At 67.5% G+C, this 21718-nt stretch carries 21 protein-coding genes and 2 pseudogenes; 12 read left to right on the top strand and 11 right to left on the bottom strand.

The window, feature by feature from the left end:
* The first annotated feature begins 57 nt into the window (after positions 1–57).
* Positions 58–978, top strand: coding sequence for a LysR family transcriptional regulator (locus tag BJF87_RS17540; RefSeq protein WP_075863633.1), 921 nt, complete (start codon positions 58–60; stop codon positions 976–978).
* A 23-nt stretch (positions 979–1001) separates the two neighbouring features.
* Here BJF87_RS17540 and paaK read toward each other — a convergent pair whose 3' ends face one another.
* From paaK to BJF87_RS17495, 9 genes are all read right to left on the bottom strand, one after another.
* Positions 1002–2318: a phenylacetate--CoA ligase PaaK gene (gene paaK / locus BJF87_RS17535; protein ID WP_075863632.1), complete on the bottom strand. Its 1317-nt coding sequence runs from the start codon at positions 2316–2318 to the stop codon at positions 1002–1004.
* 20 nt (positions 2319–2338) lie between these two features.
* Positions 2339–3433, bottom strand: coding sequence for a 1,2-phenylacetyl-CoA epoxidase subunit PaaE (gene paaE / locus BJF87_RS17530; protein ID WP_006358060.1), 1095 nt, complete (start codon positions 3431–3433; stop codon positions 2339–2341).
* A gap of 1 nt (position 3434) precedes the next feature.
* Entirely contained in the window at positions 3435–3956 is a 522-nt protein-coding gene (gene paaD, locus BJF87_RS17525) for a 1,2-phenylacetyl-CoA epoxidase subunit PaaD (RefSeq protein WP_006358061.1), read from the bottom strand.
* 2 nt (positions 3957–3958) lie between these two features.
* On the bottom strand, positions 3959–4876 hold the full coding sequence (gene paaC / locus BJF87_RS17520; protein ID WP_006358062.1) for a 1,2-phenylacetyl-CoA epoxidase subunit PaaC: 918 nt from the start codon (positions 4874–4876) through the stop codon (positions 3959–3961).
* Between the two features lie 13 nt (positions 4877–4889).
* Entirely contained in the window at positions 4890–5177 is a 288-nt protein-coding gene (gene paaB / locus BJF87_RS17515) for a 1,2-phenylacetyl-CoA epoxidase subunit PaaB (protein ID WP_035754913.1), read from the bottom strand.
* Positions 5178–5215: 38 nt separating this feature from the next.
* Positions 5216–6175, bottom strand: a complete 960-nt coding sequence (gene paaA, locus BJF87_RS17510) for a 1,2-phenylacetyl-CoA epoxidase subunit PaaA (RefSeq protein ID WP_006358064.1) — start codon at positions 6173–6175, stop codon at positions 5216–5218.
* Between the two features lie 76 nt (positions 6176–6251).
* The gene (locus BJF87_RS17505; protein WP_006358065.1) at positions 6252–7031 is read right to left on the bottom strand and encodes an enoyl-CoA hydratase-related protein; all 780 of its coding nucleotides are present in this window, start codon (positions 7029–7031) and stop codon (positions 6252–6254) included.
* Entirely contained in the window at positions 7028–7891 is an 864-nt protein-coding gene (locus tag BJF87_RS17500) for a 3-hydroxyacyl-CoA dehydrogenase family protein (protein WP_006358066.1), read from the bottom strand. Before BJF87_RS17500 ends, BJF87_RS17505 begins: the two co-directional genes overlap by 4 nt.
* Positions 7888–8619 (bottom strand): enoyl-CoA hydratase/isomerase family protein, encoded by a 732-nt coding sequence (locus BJF87_RS17495; protein ID WP_006358067.1) that lies wholly within the window; start codon positions 8617–8619, stop codon positions 7888–7890. The genes BJF87_RS17500 and BJF87_RS17495 overlap by 4 nt, the downstream gene beginning before the upstream one ends.
* Before the next feature lie 104 nt (positions 8620–8723).
* On the opposite strand from BJF87_RS17495, the gene BJF87_RS17490 reads away from it, so the two are divergent.
* From BJF87_RS17490 to BJF87_RS17455, 8 genes and pseudogenes are all read left to right on the top strand, one after another.
* The gene (locus BJF87_RS17490) at positions 8724–9344 is read left to right on the top strand and encodes a TetR/AcrR family transcriptional regulator (protein ID WP_006358068.1); all 621 of its coding nucleotides are present in this window, start codon (positions 8724–8726) and stop codon (positions 9342–9344) included.
* A gap of 80 nt (positions 9345–9424) precedes the next feature.
* Positions 9425–11464: a phenylacetic acid degradation bifunctional protein PaaZ gene (gene paaZ, locus BJF87_RS17485; protein ID WP_040004052.1), complete on the top strand. Its 2040-nt coding sequence runs from the start codon at positions 9425–9427 to the stop codon at positions 11462–11464.
* 174 nt (positions 11465–11638) lie between these two features.
* A complete protein-coding gene (locus BJF87_RS17480) occupies positions 11639–12274 on the top strand; it encodes a DUF4178 domain-containing protein (protein ID WP_006358070.1) in 636 nt (211 codons plus the stop codon).
* Between the two features lie 22 nt (positions 12275–12296).
* The gene (locus BJF87_RS17475; RefSeq protein ID WP_006358071.1) at positions 12297–12842 is read left to right on the top strand and encodes a DUF2617 family protein; all 546 of its coding nucleotides are present in this window, start codon (positions 12297–12299) and stop codon (positions 12840–12842) included.
* A 79-nt stretch (positions 12843–12921) separates the two neighbouring features.
* Complete coding sequence (locus BJF87_RS17470; protein ID WP_075863631.1) at positions 12922–13398, top strand: DUF4247 domain-containing protein; 477 nt, start codon at positions 12922–12924, stop codon at positions 13396–13398.
* A 69-nt stretch (positions 13399–13467) separates the two neighbouring features.
* On the top strand, positions 13468–13893 hold the full coding sequence (locus tag BJF87_RS17465; protein ID WP_006358073.1) for a DUF350 domain-containing protein: 426 nt from the start codon (positions 13468–13470) through the stop codon (positions 13891–13893).
* 13 nt (positions 13894–13906) lie between these two features.
* A pseudogene (locus BJF87_RS17460) lies at positions 13907–15471 on the top strand (polyamine aminopropyltransferase).
* A 133-nt stretch (positions 15472–15604) separates the two neighbouring features.
* Entirely contained in the window at positions 15605–16795 is a 1191-nt protein-coding gene (locus tag BJF87_RS17455) for a sensor histidine kinase (protein ID WP_006358075.1), read from the top strand.
* A 3-nt stretch (positions 16796–16798) separates the two neighbouring features.
* Here BJF87_RS17455 and BJF87_RS17450 read toward each other — a convergent pair.
* Positions 16799–17784: pseudogene (locus BJF87_RS17450) on the bottom strand (anion permease).
* Positions 17785–17791: 7 nt separating this feature from the next.
* Positions 17792–18409, bottom strand: coding sequence for a DUF47 domain-containing protein (locus BJF87_RS17445; RefSeq protein WP_006358077.1), 618 nt, complete (start codon positions 18407–18409; stop codon positions 17792–17794).
* Positions 18410–18669: 260 nt separating this feature from the next.
* Between BJF87_RS17445 and BJF87_RS17440 the strand changes: the two genes are divergently transcribed.
* Genes BJF87_RS17440 through BJF87_RS17430 form a run of 3 tightly spaced genes read left to right on the top strand, consistent with a single transcriptional unit; the run spans position 18670 to position 21606 of the window.
* Positions 18670–19488, top strand: a complete 819-nt coding sequence (locus tag BJF87_RS17440; RefSeq protein ID WP_006358078.1) for a LytTR family DNA-binding domain-containing protein — start codon at positions 18670–18672, stop codon at positions 19486–19488.
* On the top strand, positions 19481–19870 hold the full coding sequence (locus BJF87_RS17435) for a hypothetical protein (RefSeq protein ID WP_006358079.1): 390 nt from the start codon (positions 19481–19483) through the stop codon (positions 19868–19870). The genes BJF87_RS17440 and BJF87_RS17435 overlap by 8 nt, the downstream gene beginning before the upstream one ends.
* Positions 19867–21606, top strand: coding sequence for a cation acetate symporter (locus tag BJF87_RS17430; protein WP_006358080.1), 1740 nt, complete (start codon positions 19867–19869; stop codon positions 21604–21606). Before BJF87_RS17435 ends, BJF87_RS17430 begins: the two co-directional genes overlap by 4 nt.
* Positions 21607–21718: the final 112 nt, after the last annotated feature.

The raw sequence follows: 21718 nt of genomic DNA, 5'->3' as shown, positions 1-21718 counted from the left end.
ATGAGCGGCTCGTAGACTAGTGGTCTACATCACATCCACTTGATAGAGTCTGTCCCTGTGACCCTCAACCTGCACCTGGTGCGCTACCTGATCGCCGTCGTCGACGAAGGGCATTTCGGACGCGCTGCGGAGCGTCTGTACATCAGCACGCCATCGCTGAGTCAGCAGATCCGGAAGCTGGAACGGTCCCTCGGTGCGGAGCTGGTCGACCGGACGGCACGCCCCGTCCGTCCGACCCCGGCGGGTGAACGGTTCCTCGCGGAGGCCAGAGAGTCGGTCTCGGCAGCGGACCGGGCTGTCGCCGCGGTGGACAGCTACCGCCGAGAGTTGTCCCACACCTTGCGAATCGGCTTCATGACGGCGTCAACGGGAAGCCGCACCCACGAGATCCTCGACGAGCTGCGGCGCCGGGTACCCGACGTGACGGTGCAGATGGTCGAACTCCCGTGGTCGCACCAGACCTCCGCGGTGCGTGAGGGCCAGGTCGACGCCGCACTGGTGCGGCCGCCCTTCGCCGATTCCAGCGGCCTGCGACTCGACGTCATCCGCCACGAAGGTCGAGTCGTAGCTCTGCCGAAAACTCATGCGCTGGCTGACCATTCGGTGGTCCACCTCGCCGACCTCGACGACGAGATCCACGTAACCAACGACGACGCCGACCCCGTTTGGGTGCGCTGGTGGGCCTGCGATCCACGGCCGAGTGGCGCAGTCGTGCGATACGGGCCGTCGGTCCGCACCATGGACGAACTGCTGGAGGTGGTGGCGGCCGGCCAGGCCCCTTCCATCACCGGGCAGTTCGTGGCGCAGAGCTACCGGAACCCCGGCGTGGCCTTCGTCCCGGTCGACGACGTGCCCTCGTGCCCGTTGTCCCTCTGCACCCGGAACTCCGACACGTCGTCCGTCATCACCGAGTTGCGCAGAGCTGTCGCGGCATCGACCCGGACCGAGGAGTCACGCACGCCTGCACGGCATTCGTGACTCCTCGCCCGGGAGCTGGTTACTCAGCCCTGGGGACGGTTGTCCACGAGTCGCTTGGCCTTGCCCGTCGAGCGGAACAGGGCACCGGATTCGACGACGTCCACCGCCACTGTGACGCCGATCCGGTCCTTGATCAGCGACTGCAGCTCGACGGCTGCCGTTCCGCGGTGGTCGCCGGAAACGTCATGGCGGCACTCGACTTTCACCGTCAACTGATCCATGCGTCCGGGCCGTTCCAGCACGCACTGGAACTGTGGGGCCAGCATCGGGACATTCAGGATGAGTTCCTCGATCTGGGTGGGGAACAGATTCACCCCGCGCAGGATGATCATGTCGTCGGTCCGGCCGGTGACCTTCTGCATACGGCGCATGGAACGCGCGGTTCCGGGGAGCAACCTGGTCAGATCTCGGGTACGGTACCGGATGATCGGCATCGCCTCCTTGGTGAGAGAGGTGAACACCAGCTCGCCCTCCTCCCCGTCGGGAAGCACCTCACCGGTCATCGGATCGATGATCTCGGGATAGAAGTGATCTTCCCAGATATGCAGTCCGTCTTTGGTTTCCACACATTCCTGCGCAACCCCGGGCCCCATCACCTCCGAGAGACCGTAGATGTCGACCGCGTCCATCCCGAGCTGCTGCTCGAGTTCGCTACGCATCTGTTCGGTCCACGGCTCGGCACCGAAGACTCCGGGGCGCAGCGAGGTCGTGGCCGGGTCGATTCCCCTGGCGAGCATCGCGTCGACGATCGTCAGCATGTACGACGGCGTCACCATGATCGCGTCCGGCCGGAAGTCCTCGATCAATTGGATCTGTCGTTCGGTCATCCCTCCCGACATGGGGATCACCGTGCAACCCAGACGTTCTGCGCCGTAGTGGGCGCCGAGACCGCCGGTGAACAGTCCATACCCGTATGCGACATGCACCTTGTCCCCCGGCCGCACGCCGCCTGCACGCAGGCTGCGGGCCACCAGGTCCGCCCAGGTGTCCAGGTCGCCGGCGGTGTACCCGACCACCGTCGGCCGGCCGGTGGTACCCGATGACGCGTGGATCCGCGATACCTGCTCGTGCGGTACCGCCAGCATTCCGAACGGATAGTTCTCCCGCAGATCGTTTTTCGCAGTCAAGGGAAACAGTCGCAGGTCGGACAGTTCCTGCAGGTCGTCGGGGCGCACACCTCGTGAGTCGAACGCCGCGCGGTAATGCGGGACCTTGTCGTAGGCGTGCTGCAACGACCACTTGAGCCGTGCGAGCTGAGTTGCCGCGATCTCGTCACGAGAGGCGAACTCCAGGTTCGACTCGGGACGCTCCGCGGTGGGTCGAGAAAGGGTGCTGGTCATCGTCGTACTCCAGGATCGTGTCAGGCGTCGAAGTCGACAGTGACGCTGTCGCTGACAGGGAAAGTCTGGCAGGTGAGGACGAATCCGTCTGCCACCTCGGAATTTTCGAGAGCATAGTTGCGGCGCATGTCGACCTCGCCGAGGGTCACCATGGCCCGGCACGTTCCGCAAACTCCACCCTTGCACGCGAACGGCAGGTCCGAGCGCAACTGTTCGCCCGCGTCAAGGATCGATACCTCTCGCGACAGTCGTCCGCTGACCGATCGGCCGTCGAGGACGATGGTGACATCGCTGCTCGGTCCGGTGACACCGGGCTCGCGGTGCGTCTCCTGCGGCGGCGGAACGTCGTCGACGTAGAACAGCTCGAAGTGGACCTGATCTCCCGCGACGCCCCTGACACTCAACGCATCTCGGGCATCGGTCACCATTCCGTAGGGTCCGCACAGCCAGAAGTGGTCGATGTCGGGAATCGGGACCAGGGTGTCCAGGATCGTGCGCAGTCGATCCGCATCGAGCCTGCCGCTGAACAGTTCCACCTCACGCGGTTCGCGGGACAGCACGTGGATAACTTCGAACCGTGCGCCGAACCGGTCCTTCAGGTCGGCGATCTCCTCGGCGAACATGACCGACCTCGTGCGCCGGTTGCCGTAGAGCAGGATCACCTGTGCGTCCGGGTTGTCCAGGACCGACGCGGCGATCGACAGCATCGGCGTGATCCCCGAACCCGCGGCGATGAGCACATGCCGACCGCCTGCCGCAGCATCGGCGACGAACGACCCGGCCGGCGGCGCGACGTCGATGCGGTCGCCGGACCGCACGTCGCGCACCAGCCAGCTGGAGAAGAGTCCGTCGGCGACCTCGCGAACCCCGATCCGGGGCGCGGCACCGGTGGGCGCGCAGATCGAGTACGAGCGGCGATGCTCGACGCCGTCGACGAAGCGCCGCAGCGTGAGCGACTGTCCCGGACGGAAGTCATAGTCCGCGGCGAGGTCGGCGGGGACCTCGAAGCGGACAGCTACGGCATCGTCGCAGAGTTTCTCGACATCGGCCACGGTCAGGCTGTGGAACGACCTGGTGCGCGACGGTGAGACGACCGCCTCGGCGGTGCTGGTCATGTCAGATCTCCTTCACATGATCGAAGGGCTCCAGGCAACCGCGACAGCGGTACTGCGCCTTACACAGCGTCGCGCCGAACTCCGAGACGAGTTGGGTGTGAGGGGAACCACATCGGGGGCACGTCAGGGCCCGGGGGCGTGCGGTGAGGGTGAGCGGAATCGGTCCGCTCGGACGTGAGGTGACCGCGCCGGGAACCGAGTACCCGCTCTCGGCCAGCTTCTGCCGACCCTCCGGCGAGATCCAGTCGGTCGACCACGAGGGCTGCAGCTGTGTGCGCACCGCGACGCGTGAGAAACCCTCTTGCGCAAGGGTGTACTCGATGTCGTCGCGCATGGTCGCGATCGCGGGACAACCCGAGTAGGTCGGGGTGATCGTCACGACCACCGAACCGTCGTCGTCGATCTCCACGTCGCGCAGGACGCCGAGGTCCGCGAGAGTCAGCATCGGCATCTCCGGGTCGGTGACCGATGCGACGATCTCCCGCGCGGTCTCCGCGCCGGTCTCGCTCAGCGCTCCGGTCATGCTCACCACACACCTTCGGGGTGTGCGCGGGCGACGCTCTGCATTTCGGCCAGCACCAGGCCCATCGCCTCGGTGTGCAGGCCGCGCCGCCCTTCGCGGCCCCCCACTGTGCCGACGGAACCGCCCGCGGGACGATCGAGTTCGGCGGCGTGCAGGACCCGATCGACGACCGCGTCGAACTCGTCCCGGACGGTCCGCGGGTCGACGCCCACCCCGGCTGAGGCCAGGGTGATCTCTTCGCCGGTCGGCCGGAAGAGTTCCTCGACGTATGGCCACACCCGCACGAGCGCTTCGCGGACACGACGCCGTGACTCGGCGGTGCCGCACGCGAGTGTGACCGTCCAGCGCGCCGCGTAGTCGCGGTGGTACGTAAGTTCTTTGACGCCCTTCTGCGCCACGGCAGCGAGCACCGGGTCGCGGGACATGCGGAGCCGGTCGAAGATCGCCAACCGCCAGGTGGTGAACACCAGCAGGCGGACGATCGACACCGCGAAGTCCCCGTTGTCCAGTTCGACGAGCCGAACGTTGCGGAAGGCCGTTTCGTCACGGAAGAAGGCGAGCGCGTCCTCGACGGGCGCCGGGGAGGTCTCGGAGATGACCGGGACCACCTTCGGGTCGGCGGCCGCGGCCCGTGCGAGTAGCAACCGGGCCTGGCCGAGGAGGTCGAGACCGATGTTCGCCAGTGCGACCTCTTCCTCGAGTTCAGGTGCGCGAGTGGCCCATTGCGTCAGCCGCTGCGAACTGATCAGTGCGTCGTCACCGAGCATCAGACAGTACTCCGCAAGTGTGCTCGGGTAGATGTCTGCAGGGACCGTGGTGTCCACGCCGGCGAGCGGGTCGTCGAAGCTGGTGCCGAAAGCCCACTGCCCGTGCGAGTCCTCGTCGACGAGGCCGTCGTAGGCGCTCTCGTGATCTGTCATCTGTCCTGCAACCTCACATGTGGGGGACGTTGTCGGGGATCTCGTAGAACGTCGGATGCCGGTAGACCTTGTCACCGCTGGGGTCGAAGAACGGGTCCTTCTCCGACGGACTCGACGCCACCACCGCGGTCGAGGGCACCACCCAGATGCTCACTCCCTCATTGCGGCGTGTGTAGACATCGCGTGCATGCCGCAACGCCATCTCGCCGTCTGCGGCGTGCAGCGAGCCGACGTGCACGTGGTTCAGTCCGCGCTTGCCTCGCAGGAACACCTCGTACAGCGGCCAGTCCGCCCTCACCATGCGGTCCCTCGTCGTGTGGTCCCTCGTCGTGTGGTCTTTCACCGTGTGTCCTCCTGTCCACGTGCGGCGAAGGCCATGGCGGCCTCGCGCACCCATGCGCCGTTCTCGTGTGCGGCTCGGCGATTGGCGAGGCGCTCGGCGTTCGCCGCGCCGTTGCCCTTGATGACCTCGGTGAACTCACTCCAGTCCGGTTCACCGAAGTCGTAGGCTCCGCGGTCGGGATTCCAGATGAGGTCCGGGTCGGGAAAGGTCACGCCGAGCGCCTCGGCCTGCGGCACGCTCATGTCGACGAACCGCTGGCGCAGTTCATCGTTGGTGTGTCGCTTGATCCGCCACTTCATCGACTGCTCGGTGTTCGGCGATCGGTCGTCGGGCGGGCCGAACATCATCAGCGCGGGCCACCACCAGCGATCCACCGACTCCTGGACCATCGCGCGCTGCGCATCGGTCCCGCGCATCATGGTCGAGAGCAGTTCGTAACCCTGCCGCTGATGGAAGGACTCCTCCTTGCACACCCGGATCATGGCGCGCGCGTACGGGCCGAAGGAGCTGCGGCACAACGGAACCTGATTGCAGATGGCGGCTCCGTCGACCAGCCACCCGATGGTGCCGACGTCGGCAAAGGTGAGGGTTGGATAGTTGAAGATCGACGAGTACTTCTGCTTGCCCTCGATCAGCTTCTCGGTGAGGTCGGCCCGCTCGACACCCAGCGTCTCGGCGGCCGAGTACAGGTAGAGGCCGTGACCGGCTTCGTCCTGGACTTTCGCCATGAGGATCGCTTTGCGCCGCAGAGACGGCGCCCGGGTGAGCCAGTTGCCCTCGGGCTGCATGCCGATGATCTCCGAATGCGCGTGCTGGGCGATCTGGCGAACCAGGGTCTTGCGGTAGCCATCGGGCATCCAGTCCCGCGGCTCGATCCTCAGGTCGTCCGCCACCGTCCGGTCGAACTCGTCAAGGCGAGCGGAATCGTCGTAGGTTATGGCTTTTGACGTGGTCATTCACTCTGCTTTCAAAACCGACTGTTCAGTCGGGATTAGTGTGTATGGCAGTGAGCCGGGCACAACCGATCCGGTCTCAGGACCCGATGAAGACCGGCTTATCCTTGGCGACGAACGCCGACACGGCGGCTCGATGATCGGCGCCGGCGCCCAGCCTGACCTGCGCGTCGAGCTCACGATCGAGTGCGGCGTCGAGGCCGTCGGCCGATGCGGCCACGAGCGATTTGATCTCGCGGTAGGCCGCGGTCGGGCCCTCCGACAGGGCACGGGCGATCTCCCGAGCGACGTCGACGACGTCCTCGTCGTCGACGACCCGGTGGACCAGACCCCAGTCCAACGCCTGTTGCGCACCGATCTTCTCGCCGAGGAGCAGCAGAGCGCGGGCGCGGTCGGCACCGAGACGCTGCACCAGCGAGTAACTGAGGCCAGAATCGCTCGCGAGGGCGATGCCGCTGAACGCGGTCGCGAACGAGGTCTTGCCGCCAGCGATACGGATGTCGGTGGCCAGCGCCAGACCCCAGCCCGCGCCCACGCACGCACCGGGAATCGCTGACACCACCGGCACCCGCAGCGCCGCCAGGGCACGCACCAGCGGGTTGTAGTGCTCGGCCACCGTGTTCATCGCGGTCGCCGGGTCTGACTCGAGCGCGATGAGATGTTCAGCGAGATCCTGTCCGACACAGAAGTTCCTCCCCTCCGCGGTGAGGAGGACTGCCCGGACGGACGAGTCGTCAGCCGCCGCGGCCACCGCGTCCAGGAAGGCGACCTTGGTCGCGGCATCCAGTGCGTTGTTCGCCTGCGCGCGAGCCAGGGTCAGGGTCGCGAGCCCGTCGGCGATGTCGATGGTCACGGTCATGATGTCGAGCCTTCCCACTCGTGGAACCCGCGGCCGGACTTACGTCCGAGGTGGCCGCGGGCGACTTTGTCACGCAACAACTGTGGCGGCGAGAATCGACCACCCAAGGTGCCTTCGAGGTGTTCGGCGATGGCCAGACGCACGTCGAGACCGACGAGGTCGGTGGAACGCAACGGGCCCATCGGATGCCGATATCCCAGTTCCATCGCGCGGTCGATCGACTCGGCGTCCGCGATGCCGTCCTCCAGCATCCGAATTGCCTCGAGCCCCAGGCAAACCCCCAGCCGGCTCGTGGCGAAGCCTGGCGAATCATTCACCAGGACCTCTGATTTCCCGAGCATGGCCACCCATCGGCGGACCACGTCCACGGCAGACGTCGAGGTCGTCGGCGACCGTACGATCTCCACCAGGGACGAGGCCGGCACGGGGTTGAAGAAGTGCATACCGACGAATCGGCTTGGATCGGTGAGTGCGGCGCCCAGTTCGGCGATGGAGATGGAACTCGTGTTGGAGGCGATGACAGTCCGCGTCCCCACCGCAACCTCGACGGCCGTCAGGACGGCGACTTTGAGGGCCGGCACCTCGGGGACCGCCTCCACCACGAGGTCGGTGTCCCTGGCCAGGTCGTGAACCGCGGCGGCCGTGGACACCCGGCCCGCCACCTCGTCGACGTCTCGACCGTCGAGCTTGTCACGCTCGTCTGCACGACGCAGCCCGGCCACGACGCGGTCCAGTGCGGCCTGCCGGTCGGCGGTCTCGACGAGGGTCACTGCCGACCCGAGCGTCGCGAACACCTGCGCGATCCCCGCACCCATACGGCCACCGCCCACCACTCCGACGCGTGCGGGAATCTCGGTCATCGTTTCCTCTCCAGGAAGGCGGTCATCCGCTCCTGCTTGTCCTCGGTCTCGAAAAGAACCGCCTGCGCGATGTCGTCGGCCCATGAATGCGTCCCCGCCGCATCGAGAATGGTCTTGGTCAGCCTCAGCGCCAGCGACGACTGCCGAACGATCCGGTCGATGAGCCGGTGCGCGGCGGCAACGTGATCATCGGCGATCTCCGCAACGAGCCCGACCTCCCGCGCGGCCACCGCGTCGAGAGTGAGCCCGCCGAGGAGCACCTGCTTGGCCACCGACATGCCGACCAGGGCCGGCAGCCGGTAGCTCGCCCCCGCGGCCGCGAGGATGCCGAGCCCGGGCTCGGGGTTGCCGAACACCGCGGTCGACGTGGCGATCCGGATGTCACAGGCGTAGGACAGCTCCGCGCCCCCACCGAGGGCGCGGCCGCTCACCGCGGCGACCGTAGGCAGCGGCAGCGATGCGACGCGATCGAACAGCGACCGGTTGATACCGGCCAGGGCGTCCTCGCGGCGACGGTCGCGGAGTTCGGCGATGTCGGCGCCGCCGGCGAAGTCGTCACCGCGGCCCATCAGCACGAGCGGCTTGGGGTCACGCTCGATCCGGGCGCACGCGTCGTGCAGTTCGGCGACCATCGCGGCATTGATGGCGTTGCGTCGAGCGGGCCGGTCAAGCGTCACGACGAATCGGTCATCGCGCTCCTCGACCTCGACGGTGTGCGCATCGGGCATCTGGACTCCTTCCGTGGTGTCGCAACAGTAACCAACCTTTCGGTCGGTAATCAATACCCCGACGCTCGCCCGGCTGACCGATGCATGCGGGACGAGATGACAAGATGATCGACATGGCCAGCACTCGCGCCCCCCGCAAGACCGGTCGGCCGGGCCGACCCGGGTACGACCTCGACTCACTCCTCGCGGTGGCGGTCAAGGTGTTCAACGACAAGGGCTACGACGGCACCAGCATGGACGCCCTTGCGGAGCGCCTCGGCATCAGCAAGTCCTCGATCTACCACCACGTGGCAGGAAAGGAAGAACTCCTGGAGTTGGCGTTGAACCGCGCCCTCAACGCGTTGTTCGCTGTCACCGTCGAGGCCCGCGCGACCGAGGGTCGCTACATCGACCGGCTGGAATACCTGGTCAGACGCAGTGTCGACATTCTGGTGGCCGAGCTCCCGTACGTCACCCTGCTGTTGCGGGTTCGCGGCAACTCCGCGGTCGAACGCCGCGCGATGGCCCGCCGGCGCGAGTTCGACGCATTCGTCTCCGAGCTCGTCTCGGCGGCAGCCGACGAAGGCGACCTCAACCCCGAGATCGACCCCGCACTGGTCGCGCGCCTGCTCTTCGGCACCGTGAACTCACTCATCGAGTGGTACCGCCCCCGGTCCGGCGGCTCGGCCACCGAGCTCGGCGATGCCGTCGTCGCACTGACCTTCGACGGCCTCCGTCGTAGCTGACGCCCACACCCCCTCTTGACAACTCGTCATCCTCCCGGTGAAGGTAATAACCGACCGAACGTACGGTGGATGGAGTTGATGTGACCAGACTGCTCGAGAGCTACGCGCAAGGACGATGGTTCACCGCTGACGACGCGGGAACGGTGGTGACGAGCGCGGTGGACGGCAGCGACGTCGCGCGCATCTCGTCGTCGGGACTGGACGTGGCGGGGATGGTCGCCCACGCCCGGGCGGTCGGCGGCCCCGCATTGCGCAGCCTGACCTTCCACGAGCGTGCCGGGCTGCTCAAACAACTCGGACTCACCCTCATGGCGGGCAAAGAGGAGTTCTACGAGCTGTCCACCTCCACCGGCGCGACGACGCGGGATTCAGCGGTCGACATCGACGGCGGCATCGGCACGGTACTCAGCTACGCGAGCAAGGCCCGTCGCGAACTGCCCAACGACAGCGTCTATCTCGATGGCGACGTGGAACGACTCGGCAAAAACGGCACCTTCCTCGGACGACACATCTACACCCCGCGCCGCGGGGTGTCCGTACAGATCAACGCCTTCAACTTCCCGGTCTGGGGTTTCCTGGAGAAACTCGCACCCGCGTTCATCGCGGGTGTCCCGTCGATCATCAAGCCCGCCAGTCAAACCGCCTACCTGACCGAGCTCGTCGTCCGCCGGATCATCGAGAGCGGCATCATGCCCGAGGGATCGATCCAGCTGATCTGCGGCAGCACACATGATCTGCTCGATCATCTCGACGGACAGGACACGGTCGCGTTCACCGGTTCGGCCGCGACGGCCGCATTGTTGCGCTCACACCCGGGCATCGTCGCCGCCGGAACCCGCTTCACCGCCGAGGCCGACTCACTCAACGCATCGATTCTGGGACCCGATGTTGCCGTTGATGATCCCGAATTCGACCTGTTCGTAGAGCAACTCGTGACCGAGATGACCGTGAAGGCCGGCCAGAAGTGTACCGCGATCCGGCGCGCCCTCGTCCCGGCAAACCGCGTGGATGCCGTCATCGACGCCACCAGCGCGCTTCTGGCGAGGGTCGTGGTCGGCGACCCCCGTGCCGACGGGGTCACGATGGGCCCCCTCGCGAGTCTCGCGCAACGCGAAGAGGTCCGCACCTCCGTTCGGGGTCTCACCAAGTCCGCCGAGATCGTCTTCGGCGACCCCGAACACGTCGATGCCGTCGGCACCGGCACCGAGTCCGGCGCCTTCATCTCCCCTATCCTGCTGCGCGCCAACGGAAACAATGCGGACGAGCCCCACGACATCGAAGCGTTCGGTCCGGTCTCGACCGTCATCGGCTACGCCGACACCGCCGACGCCATCGCACTCGCGGCCCGCGGACAGGGCAGCCTCGTGGCCTCGCTGGTCACCAAAGACTCCGGTGTGGCACAGGAGATCGTTCTGGGCCTCGCGCCCTACCACGGACGCATACTGGTGCTGAACAGCGAGGACGCCCGGGAGTCGACCGGACACGGGTCTCCTCTGCCGGTCCTGGTGCACGGCGGACCCGGTCGCGCCGGTGGCGGTGAGGAACTCGGCGGCATCCGCGGCGTGCTGCATCATATGCAGCGCACCGCCGTCCAGGGCACACCCGATGTACTCGCCGCGGTCGGCAACAGCTGGGTCACCGGGTCGCAGCGCCACCTCGGTGATGTCCATCCGTTCCGGAAAAATCTGGCGGAGTTGCGAATCGGGGATACCGTCGTCGGTGGTCCACGACAGGTGACGCTCGCCGACATCAGCCACTTCGCCGAGTTCACCGGCGACACGTTCTATGCGCACACAGACGCCCGGGCGGCCGCGGCCAATCCCCTTTTCGGCGGCATCGTCGCCCACGGCTATCTTGTGGTGTCCCTGGCCGCGGGGTTGTTCGTCGAACCGAATCCCGGTCCGGTGCTGGCCAACTTCGGCGTCGACACTCTCCGATTCCTCACCCCGGTCAAGGCAGGCGACAGCCTCACCGTCACTCTCACCGCCAAGGAGCTGACCCCACGTCCGAGCGCCGACTACGGCGAGGTGCGCTGGGATGCGTTGGTGACCAACCAGAACGACGACATCGTCGCCACCTACGACGTCCTGACCCTTGTTGCCAAGGGGGCACGGCAATGAGCGTGCGCATCGCCGTCTGTTACGGACAGCCCCCCGACACCGAGGAGGCTGTCGCACAGATCGGACGGCCCTGACGGACACCTCCGCACCAACCGATGTCATCCACAGCCCCTCGTCATCCGTATCACCGACGAGTGACCTCAGGAGACCCATCGGTCGACTAGGGTCGGCGGAGTGGAGTTCCTGCTGATCATCGTCGTGGCACTGCTCGCGATCATCGCGGTGGTCGTCATCTTCAGCTACCTGGGCAACCGCAAGGCCCGGCAGGCCGAGGCGGACGCCCTGCGCAACCGCACGTACCGGCCCGGAGATCCGTTCTCCTCGGCCGACGACGACTCCGTCTACGGCGACCCGCGCCAACTGAAACCGGGCGACCTCGTGGAGTTACGAGGCGAGACCTATGCGGTACGCGGCACGGTGCGGCTGACCCAGGACGGATACGTCTGGACCGAGAACTTCCTCGACACCGGACTCGGCACCAAGGCCTGGATTTCGGTCGAGGACGATCCCGACCTCGAGGTCGTGCTGTGGCATGAACTGTCCGGCGTCGTCGTCGAGCCCGGACCCGACACGGTCGAGGTCGACGGCCGCCGCTACCACTCCGAGGAGGCCGGCAGCGCCCGGTTCACCTCGGCGGGCACCACCGGCGTCGCGGCGTCGGGCCGGATGGCGTACCACGACTACCAGGCCGGCGACGAACGCTTGTCCTTCGAGGACTACGGCAGCGGCTGGGAATGCGCGCGCGGCGAACTTCTCACCCGTGCCGACTACCGCATCTTCCCCAGCAACCCCTCTGATCAGAACATCTGAGCGACGAAGGACTGCGAGACACATGTCAGAACAGCCCGACGAACCCGGTGCGTCCGTCGCCCGACTCTCCGTCGCATACGCCGACACGAGCGCTGGCCAGCTCGGCTTCTCACTCGACGCCCCGCTCCAGGAGCCGCTCGCCCAGGAGGACGGTGAGATCGACGGCATCACGGTGTCGGTCCGTCTGCTGGGGGCGAGCCATCAGGTCGTCGTCGACGACGGCGCCCAGCGCATCTGCGAGACCGTCGCGTGCCTGCCCGACGTGACCTCGGCGCTGCCCGAGACATTCCAGGAGAGCGGCTATCTCTTCAGCTCCCGCGTCGAGCGGGCCACCGACGACCAGTTGGCCGCGCTGATCGAACAACTCGGCGTCCGCGTCACCGAACAGATGACGTCGGGGAAACCGAGCGTGATGGGAGTGTTCCCCGGCGATCCCCACGCGGTGACCGCGATCATCTCCGACTCGTCGTCCGAGGAGATCTCGTGGCACACCTGGCACACGTACCCGCAGGCCGGTGAGGTCGTCATCACGACCAGCGTGATCCACCGCGGAGCGACGCGCACATGACCGATCCGCCCCCTCCCGGCGACTACCCACCCCGTCCCCCGGCCAGTCGCAGCCCGACCCGCGCCGCCGGCTCGACCGCATCCGCAACATCATCATCGGCGTCATCGTGGTGATCACGATCTTCGCGCTGCTCGGTGCATGCGGTGCGCGTGCCCTGCGTGGCGGCGGGCTGGGCGGCTCGGCGCGCGACTACATCTCGCAGAACTACGAACGCGATATCGCCCTCGACGAGGGCGATGTGGACGCCTACGTGGCGCAGGGAACGCCCACCGAGGTGGCCGAGGAGATCCGCGACGCCGAGCGCCCGACCGATCAGCGCGCCGGCGCGTCGGGAACGGGCAATGTCGCGGACACCCAGTTCCTCCAGTACCCCGACTACCTGGTCGCCCTGTTCCCGTACGCCGCCAACCAGACCCGCGTGATGCTGAGCCGTGACTACCGGTCGGGCTACAACCGGTACCACAACTACGTCGGCGCCTTCTGGGTTCCGACGCCGGGTTATTCCGGCAGCGGGAGCAGCAACCGCGGCGGCGGCAGCGGAGGTGGCGGCAAATGACTGCCCTCCAGAGTTCTCGCGATCGATCCCCCCAGACCGAAACCACGGCCCGAACCCACGGAGATGACCATGCTCGCTGACATGACCGAGAACGCCTACGCCGCAGGTGCCTACGCGGGTGTCGGAGTGATCCTGATGATCCTGTCGTTCGCCATCGTCGATCTGCTGACCCCCGGCAAGCTGCGTCACCAGCTCTGGGCCGAACGCAACCGCAACGCCGGAATCCTGGTCGGCTCCAACCTCTTCGCGGTGGCGATCATCGTGACCGCCGCCATCGTCGCCAGTGAGGGCCGGCTGCTCGAGGGCCTCACCTACACGGTGGTCTACTCGGCGATCGGCCTGATCGTGATGAGCGTGACGTTCCTGGTCATCGACGCGCTCACCCCCGGCAAGCTCGGCGAGATCCTCGTGAACCCGGAAAGCCATCCGGCGGTGTGGGTGCAGGGCGTCGCCCACATCGGGGTCGCCGTCATCATCGCCGCCTCCATCCTGTGACCACTTTCCATCTGTGACACTCACGGACACCTCCACCGAACCGCTCTCCGCGCGGCCACGTTTCGCGCGGTCCGCTCTGCTGGCCGTGGTGTTCGTCTGCGCCGCATGCGGTCTGGTGTACGAGCTGGCGCTGGTGTCCCTGGGGTCCTTCCTGATCGGCAACACCGCGACGCAGGCGTCGATCGTCCTCGCGGTGATGGTGTTCGCCATGGGGGTCGGCTCCCTCGCCGCGAAACCGCTCCAACCCCACTCGGTTGCCGCGTTCGCGGTCATCGAGCTACTGCTCGCACTCCTCGGCGGCCTGTCGGTGATGGCTCTCTACGCCGCCTTCGCCTACCTGGAGCTCTACACGCCGGCGCTCATCGTGGTGGCCTTCGTCCTCGGCGTCCTCATCGGGGCCGAAATCCCGTTGCTGATGGTGCTGCTGCAACGGATTCGACGCCAGGAGCCGGGTGCGGCGGTCGCGGACATGTTCGCCGTCGACTACATCGGCGCGTTGCTCGGCGGTCTCTGCTTCCCGTTCCTGTTGTTGCCGCTGTTCGGTCAGCTGCGCGGGGCACTCGTGGTCGGACTCGTCAACGCCGCGGCGGGCTGCTTCCTCGTATTCGTCATCTTCCGGAAGTCGTTGAGCCGCGGCCAACTCGCCCTGCTGTCCGCCGGAGCGCTGGCGGTGGTCGCGGCGCTCGTGGCCGGATTGATGCTGTCCGCCCGTTTCGAGGTGACCGCCCGGCAGGCGCTCTACCGCGACCCGATCGTGGCCGCCGCCCGGAGCGCCTACCAGGACATCGTGATCACCGAGCGATCCACCGGCGCAGGCCCCGACACCCGGCTGTACCTGAACGGCGACCTGCAGTTCTCGTCGATCGACGAGCACCGCTATCACGAGGCACTCGTCCATCCCGCGATGTCGGGTGAGCGCTCGTCGGTGCTCGTGCTCGGCGGCGGCGACGGCCTCGCGCTGCGTGAGGTCCTCCGATACCCCGACGCGCACGACGTCACCCTCGTCGAACTCGACCCGGAGATGATCCGGCTGGCACGCACCGACTCCCGCCTGACCTCGCTCAACCGGGGGTCGATGACCGATCGGCGTGCCGAGGTTGTGACCGCCGACGCCTTCAGCTGGTTGCGTCAGACGGACCGACGTTTCGACGTGATCATCGTCGACATGCCCGATCCCGACGACTCCGCCACCGCCAAGCTGTACTCCACCGAGTTCTACGCACTCGTCCGCGCCCACCTCGCCGAGCACGGTCGCGTCGTCGTGCAGGCGGGTTCGCCGTACTTCGCGCCGAAGTCGTTCTGGTGCATCGCCTCCACCATGAGGGAGGCCGGACTGCCGGCCACGCCGTACCACGTCGACGTCCCGGCATTCGGCGACTGGGGTTTCACCTCGCAGGTGCCGACGGGCCGATCAGCCCGACGGTCGACGCTCCCGGGCCGTTGCGATTCCTGAGTCCGGAGCAGCTGACCGCGGCGACCGTCTTCTCGCTCGATCGGCAACCGCTCGACCTGCCACCGTCGACCCTGATGGACCCGCGCATCCTGCGATACGCACAGGGCGAGTGGGCGATCTACTGAACGGTTCACGTCGTAGATGTCGCGTATCGTCGCGCGCGGCAACACGATTCGCGACATCTCACGCACCCGGTTCCAGCGGCGGCGTCAACCGAAGACACCGCTTGTGACCGATGGTGTCAACTAGGGTGACACCATGTCGAGCGACGTGGCCATCATCGGGTCGATCCTGCTGCTGGTCATGGTGCTCGGCCTCGTCGCGTTGGTCCGGACGCGGCGTCAGGTCACCACCCCCACCGAACGCACGGTGCACATGGCGCTGCACACCGCGTCATTGGCGGCGCGATCGCTGCGCACCGGACTCACCGAGGAGTCGGCGGCCGAAGCCCTCCCCCATCTGCGCACGCTGACCTCCGCCGAGGCCGTCGCCCTGTTCGACGACGAGCCGCGGCGGCTCGCCCACGACCCGGACGACGACGAGATCTGGGACCCCGACATGCTGCGCGAGGCCGCCAGGGCAGCGGCTTCGGCGACCGGCGACCAGCGTCGGGTCCTGGTCTCCGACCCGTGCGGCGCGGAGTCGCCGGTGCGGGCCCTCATCGCCCAGCCTCTCGTCGCCGGCGACGCCAGTGTCGGCGTCCTCGTCGTCGCCACGACCCGCCGGCCTGGCCCGGGCATGCTCGGTGCCGTCGCCGAGGTGGCCCGCTACGTCTCGAGCCAGATCGAACTGGCCGAACTCGACGCCTCCCGCGCCCGCCTCGACCGGGCGGAGGTGCTCGCGCTCCGCGCGCAGATCAGCCCGCACTTCATCTACAACGCCCTCAACACGATCGCCTCGTTCGTCCGCACCGACCCCGACCGAGCCCGCGAACTCGTGCTCGACTTCGCCGATTTCACGCGCTACTCGTTCCGCGCGAGCGGCGAGTACACCGTGCTGGCCGACGAACTGCGCAACATTGACCGCTACCTCACCCTCGAACGCGCCCGCTTCGGCAACTCACTCGACGTGAGGCTGCACGTCGCGCCGGAGGTCCTGAACGTCGTCGTACCGTTCCTCGCGCTTCAGCCGCTCGTGGAGAACGCGGTCCGTCACGGACTCGCGTCGAAGGGTGGCGGCACCATCACCATCACCGCGGCCGACGAGGGCACCGACTGCGTCATCACCGTCGAGGACGACGGCGTCGGCATGGATCCCGAACTCCTGCGCAGCGGCGCGCTCGACGCGTTGGACCACAGCGAGGGCGCGCACGTCGGGCTCACCAACGTCGACCATCGCCTCCGCGCCGCGTTCGGCAACGACTACGGACTGGTGGTCGAGACGGCCGTGGGTGCCGGCACCAAGGTGGGCATGCGGGTACCGAAGTTCCGGGCGGGCATCCGACCCTGAGAGCTAGAAGACCATCTTCGCGAGCAGGAACGTGGCGGCGGCGAAAGCGGCGGCCGCAGGGAAGGTGGTCACCCAGGCGGCGGCCATGTTGCCCGCGGTGCCCCACCGCACGGCGCTGGTGCGCTTGGTCGACCCCACGCCCATGATCGCCGAGGAGATCACGTGGGTGGTCGAGATGGGTGCACCCAGGCCGGCCGAGGCGACGTAGAGCACCGAGGCGGCGGTGGCCTCGGCGGCGAAGCCCTGCGGCGGGTCGAGTTCGATGATCTTGCGGCCGAGGGTGCGCATGATCCGCATGCCGCCGGTGGCGGTACCGATGGCCAGGACCACGGCGGTGAGCAGGAAACACCACAGCGGAATCGAGTAGTCGTCCTGGTATCCGGCGACGACGAGTGCGAGAACCACGATGCCCATCGTCTTGGCCGCGTCCTGCATGCCGTGGCCGAACGCCATCATCGCGGCCGACACGGTCTGTGCGTGCCGGAATCGCCGGCCGGTGATCGCCGGCGAGGCGTTGCGGAAAAGCCACATGATCGCGAGCATCGCCGCGGCGCCCAGCGCGAAGCCGGCAAGCGGCGACAGCACCATCGGCAGCAGGATCTTCTCCACGACGCCGGCCCAGAGCACGGTGACCCCCGCGACCATGGCCGCGCCCACCATGCCGCCGATCAGCGCGTGCGAGGACGACGACGGCAGGCCGAACCACCAGGTGATGAGGTTCCAGGTGATGGCACCGATGAGGGCGCAGCGACGAGCATCAGCGCGTCGGGTCCCGCTTTGAGGTCGATGATCCCCGAGCCGACGGTGCTGGCCACCTTGGCACCGAAGAAGGAGCCGATCAGGTTGCCGACGGCGGCCATCGCCAGCGCCGCGCGCAGCGTCAGGGCGCGGGTCGACACCGAGGTCGCGATCGCGTTGGCAGAGTCGTGGAAACCGTTGGTGAACGTGAAGGCCATGGCAAGACCGATCACCACGAGAAGTGCGAACACGGGTGTGTCACGACTCCTTGAGGACGATGGTCTCGACGATGTTGGCGACCTTCTCGAAGGAATCGGCGGCGTCCTCGAGCTCGTCGGCCACGTCCTTGAGCTTCATCACGGTCAGCGCGTCGAGGTGTCCGTCGAACAGGTAGGCCAGGAAGGTCCGGTAGGTGTGGTCGGCGCGGTTCTCGAGCGCGTTGATCTCGATCCAGTACCGCTCGAGGTCCTTCATTCCGGCGAGTCGCGGCATCGCGTCGGCGGTCACGCTCGCCGAGGTGTCGAGGATCTCGATCATCTCGCGCAGGTGTTGCGGGAGCTCGGTGACTCCGTAGAGGGCCATGAGGTGGGTCGCGGCCTCGATGTGGTCCATGACGTCGTCCAGGCTCGAACCGAGGACGTAGATGTCGGAGCGGTCGAACGGCGTGATGAAGCTCGAGTTGACCGTGCGGAACATCTCGTGGGTGATGCGGTCGCAGTCGTGTTCGAGGTCGACCATCCGGCGCGCGATCCCCTCGAAGTCCGGTTCGGGCTCCAGCAGGCCGGTGAGGGTCTTGGTCCCATCCGCCAGGCACTGGGCCGAGGACGTGAACAACCCGTAGAAGAGATCGTTCTTGGGTTTGAACCGGGAGAACACAGTGACTTTCTTCCTATCTTGCGTCCAACGCATCGAGGCGACGCTGTGCAGCGACTTCCTCGGTGAGTCCGTCTGACGTCGGGATGGCCGTGGACAGGGTATCGAGGCAGCCGACGGGCACACCCACCTGACCGGACTTTTTCCGGAATCAGAGAATCAGCAGGCGGACGGGGCGGCCGGATCTGCTGTGTGACGCGGCCCACGCGGTACGATCCTCGTGTCCGCCGTCGCGCATCAGCGCAGCAGTCGGGAGGAGATGGATGTCCGGGCTGGTGGTGCTCGCCGTCGACGACGAACCCCCTGCTCTCGACGAACTCCGCTACCTCCTGGACCGGCAGGACGAGGTCGCCGAGGTACATGACGCGACGGATGCGACCGGCGCACTCCGTGAACTCAACTCCCGCCGGGTCGACGCGATCTTCCTCGACATCAACATGCCGGGCCTGTCCGGACTCGAGTTGGCCGGCGTCCTCGCCAGGTACGCACAGCCTCCCGCGATCGTGTTCGTCACCGCGCACGAGGACAAGGCGGTCGACGCCTTCGAGGTCGGCGCCGTGGACTATCTGCTCAAGCCACTCCGCGAGGTGCGCCTCGCCCAGGCGCTCGGACGGGTCCGCGCCAGCCTCGACGCCCGCGCCAAACCCGCCGCGAGCACTCCTCCCCCGGCGCCATCGGGTGCGCCACGAGCCGCCTCCGACGACGTGATCCCGGTCGAGATGAGCGGTGTGACCTCGTTGGTCCGGCGTGACTCGATCTCGTGGGTCGAGGCCGTGGGCGACTACGCCCGACTCCACGCCGAGTCCGGCGCGCACCTCGTCCGCATCCCACTGTCGACCCTCGAATCACGTTGGCAGGACAAGGGTTTCGCCCGAGTTCACCGTTCCTACCTGGTGGCCCTGCCCATGGTGACCGGCCTGCGGACCACCGGGAGCGGGACCGTTGTCAGTGTGCGCGCGAACGGGGCGTCGGAAGCGGTGGAGCTGCCGGTCAGCCGGCGTCAGGTCCGCGACCTGAAGGACCGGCTCATCCGGGACCCGTTGCGCCAGTATCGTTCCCCCGCCGGTCGCGGCGATGTCTGAGAATCCGCCGCAGCGCGAACGGGTCGTCCTCGCCTCACGGCGTGGCGCCCGGATGGTGCGCACGCGCGTAGAGGTCCAGGAACAGACCGAGGTCGGTGACGCGCTGGTGCGCGGTCTGATGCGGGCTCAGCTCGGGTTGGCGTTGCGCCTCGGCGGGAGCCTGCTCGTCGTCGTGGTGGCGATACCTCTGCTCGCCGTGCTGGTCCCGAGCGTGGCCGAGACGACCCTCTTCGGCATCCGGATCACCTGGCTCGTCCTCGGACTCCTCGCCTATCCGGTGCTGTATCTGACGGGACTGCTGTACGTGCGGCTGGCCGAGCACGCCGAGCGCGACTTCATGAGTCTCGTCGACGACGATCCCGGCGATCCGGGCCGGACGTGAGCGGCGTCGACATGCTGACCGCCGTGGCGTTGTTCGCCGCCGCGGTCGCCACGATCGCGGTCGGGGCCTGGGGCGGCCGATTCTCCCGAACGACGTCGGATTTCCTGGTGGCCTCGCGTGCCGTCGGGTCGCGGTGGAATGCCGCCGCCGTGTCGGGTGAATACCTGTCCGCGGCGTCGTTTCTCGGTGTCGCCGGGCTTGTCGCGAAGTACGGCGCCGACGCCCTCTGGTACCCGGTCGGTTTCACGGCCGGCTACCTCGGTCTGCTGTTGTTCGTCGCTGCACCGCTGCGTCGTTCGGGCGCCTACACCGTGCCCGACTTCGCCGAGTTCCGGCTCTCCTCGACCGCCGTGCGCAAGACCGCGATGGTGGTCGTGGTCGTCGTCTGCGTGCTGTACCTCATCCCCCAGTTCCAGGGTGCGGGACTCACTCTCAACATCCTGCTCGGCGCACCCGTCTGGACCGGGGCGGTCGGCGTCGGCCTCATCGTGATCGTGAACGTCGTCGGCGGCGGGATGCGGTCGATCACGTTCGTGCAGGCATTCCAGTACTGGCTCAAGCTGACCGCCATCGCGATCCCCACCCTCGTGCTGATCGGGGTGTTCGCGAACGACCCGGCGAACGTCGGCGAGCCCGCACCGCCGCGGGTCACGACCGCCACCACCGTCGACGTCACCACCGACGTCTCGGTCACCGTCGCCGAGACCAAGGGGGTGCGCGTCACCGGCACGCTCGACGGCTCGCCGGTGGTCGATGCTCCGATCCCATCCCCCGGCGGTCATGTCATCTCAGCCGATTCCGTCATCTTCCTCGACGCCGGCGCGGCCACCCCGGTCGTGGCGGGAGCCCCGGTCGACGGGTCGGACTGGGTGGCGCCCGGCGGCGGTCTCGGCGGTCGCCACCCGCTGTTCCAGGTGCTCTCCCTGATCCTCGCCACGTTCCTCGGCGTGATGGGCCTGCCGCACGTCCTCGTGCGCTTCTACACCAACCCGGACGGCCGCACGGCCCGTCGAACGGCGCTCGCCGCGATCGCGCTGCTGTCGCTGTTCTATCTGTTCCCCGTCCTGCTCGGGGTGTTCGCTCGTCTCTACGTGCCCGAACTGCTGATCACCGGGACGTCCGACGCAGCTGTCCTCCTCCTCCCGAGCGCCGCCATCGGTGGCCTGGCCGGGCAGATCCTCGCCGCGCTGGTCGCGGCCGGTGCGATCGCGGCCTTCCTCGCCACGTCGTCGGGCCTGCTTGTGTCGGTGGCCGGCGCGCTGGCGACGGACGTCTTCCGCGGGCGCGTCCGCGACTTCCGCATCGCCGCGATCATCGGCGGCGCCATCCCGATCGCGCTCTCGCTCGCGGCGGGCTCACTGGAACTGTCGCGCACCGTCGGGCTGGTGTTCGCTGTCGCCGCGTCGACGCTGTGTCCGCTGCTCGTCCTCGGCATCTGGTGGCGTGGCCTGACGTCGACCGGTGCGATCGCCGGGCTGATCGTCGGCGGGGTGTCGTCGGGTTCAGCCACCTCGCTCGCGATCGCCGGGGTGATCGACGACGACGCCCTGGGCGGCTGGCCGGCCGCGCTGGTCGGCTATCCGGGCGCGGTCACCGTGCCACTCGCCTTCGGCACGATGGTGCTGGTCAGCCTCGCGACCCGACGACGCTTGCCCGGCGATCTCGCCCGCACTTTCGCGCGGATGCACGTCCCCGAACGCGTCGGGATGGGCGTCGACCGGCTTCCCGGCGGCTGACCGTTCACCGTTCGTCGGATCTGATCGACCGTCCGTCGCACAGTGCACAACCTTCGGCGTGTGACCCACGACACCAGTTGCGGTGTGATCTGCGCCTCAATCAGGCTGTTCT

This window comes from Gordonia sp. CNJ-863, from assembly GCF_001942325.1.
GTDB lineage: Bacteria > Actinomycetota > Actinomycetes > Mycobacteriales > Mycobacteriaceae > Gordonia > Gordonia alkanivorans.
The sequence above is the reverse complement of the archived record's forward strand: the minus strand, read 5'-3'. Positions and strand labels throughout refer to the sequence as shown.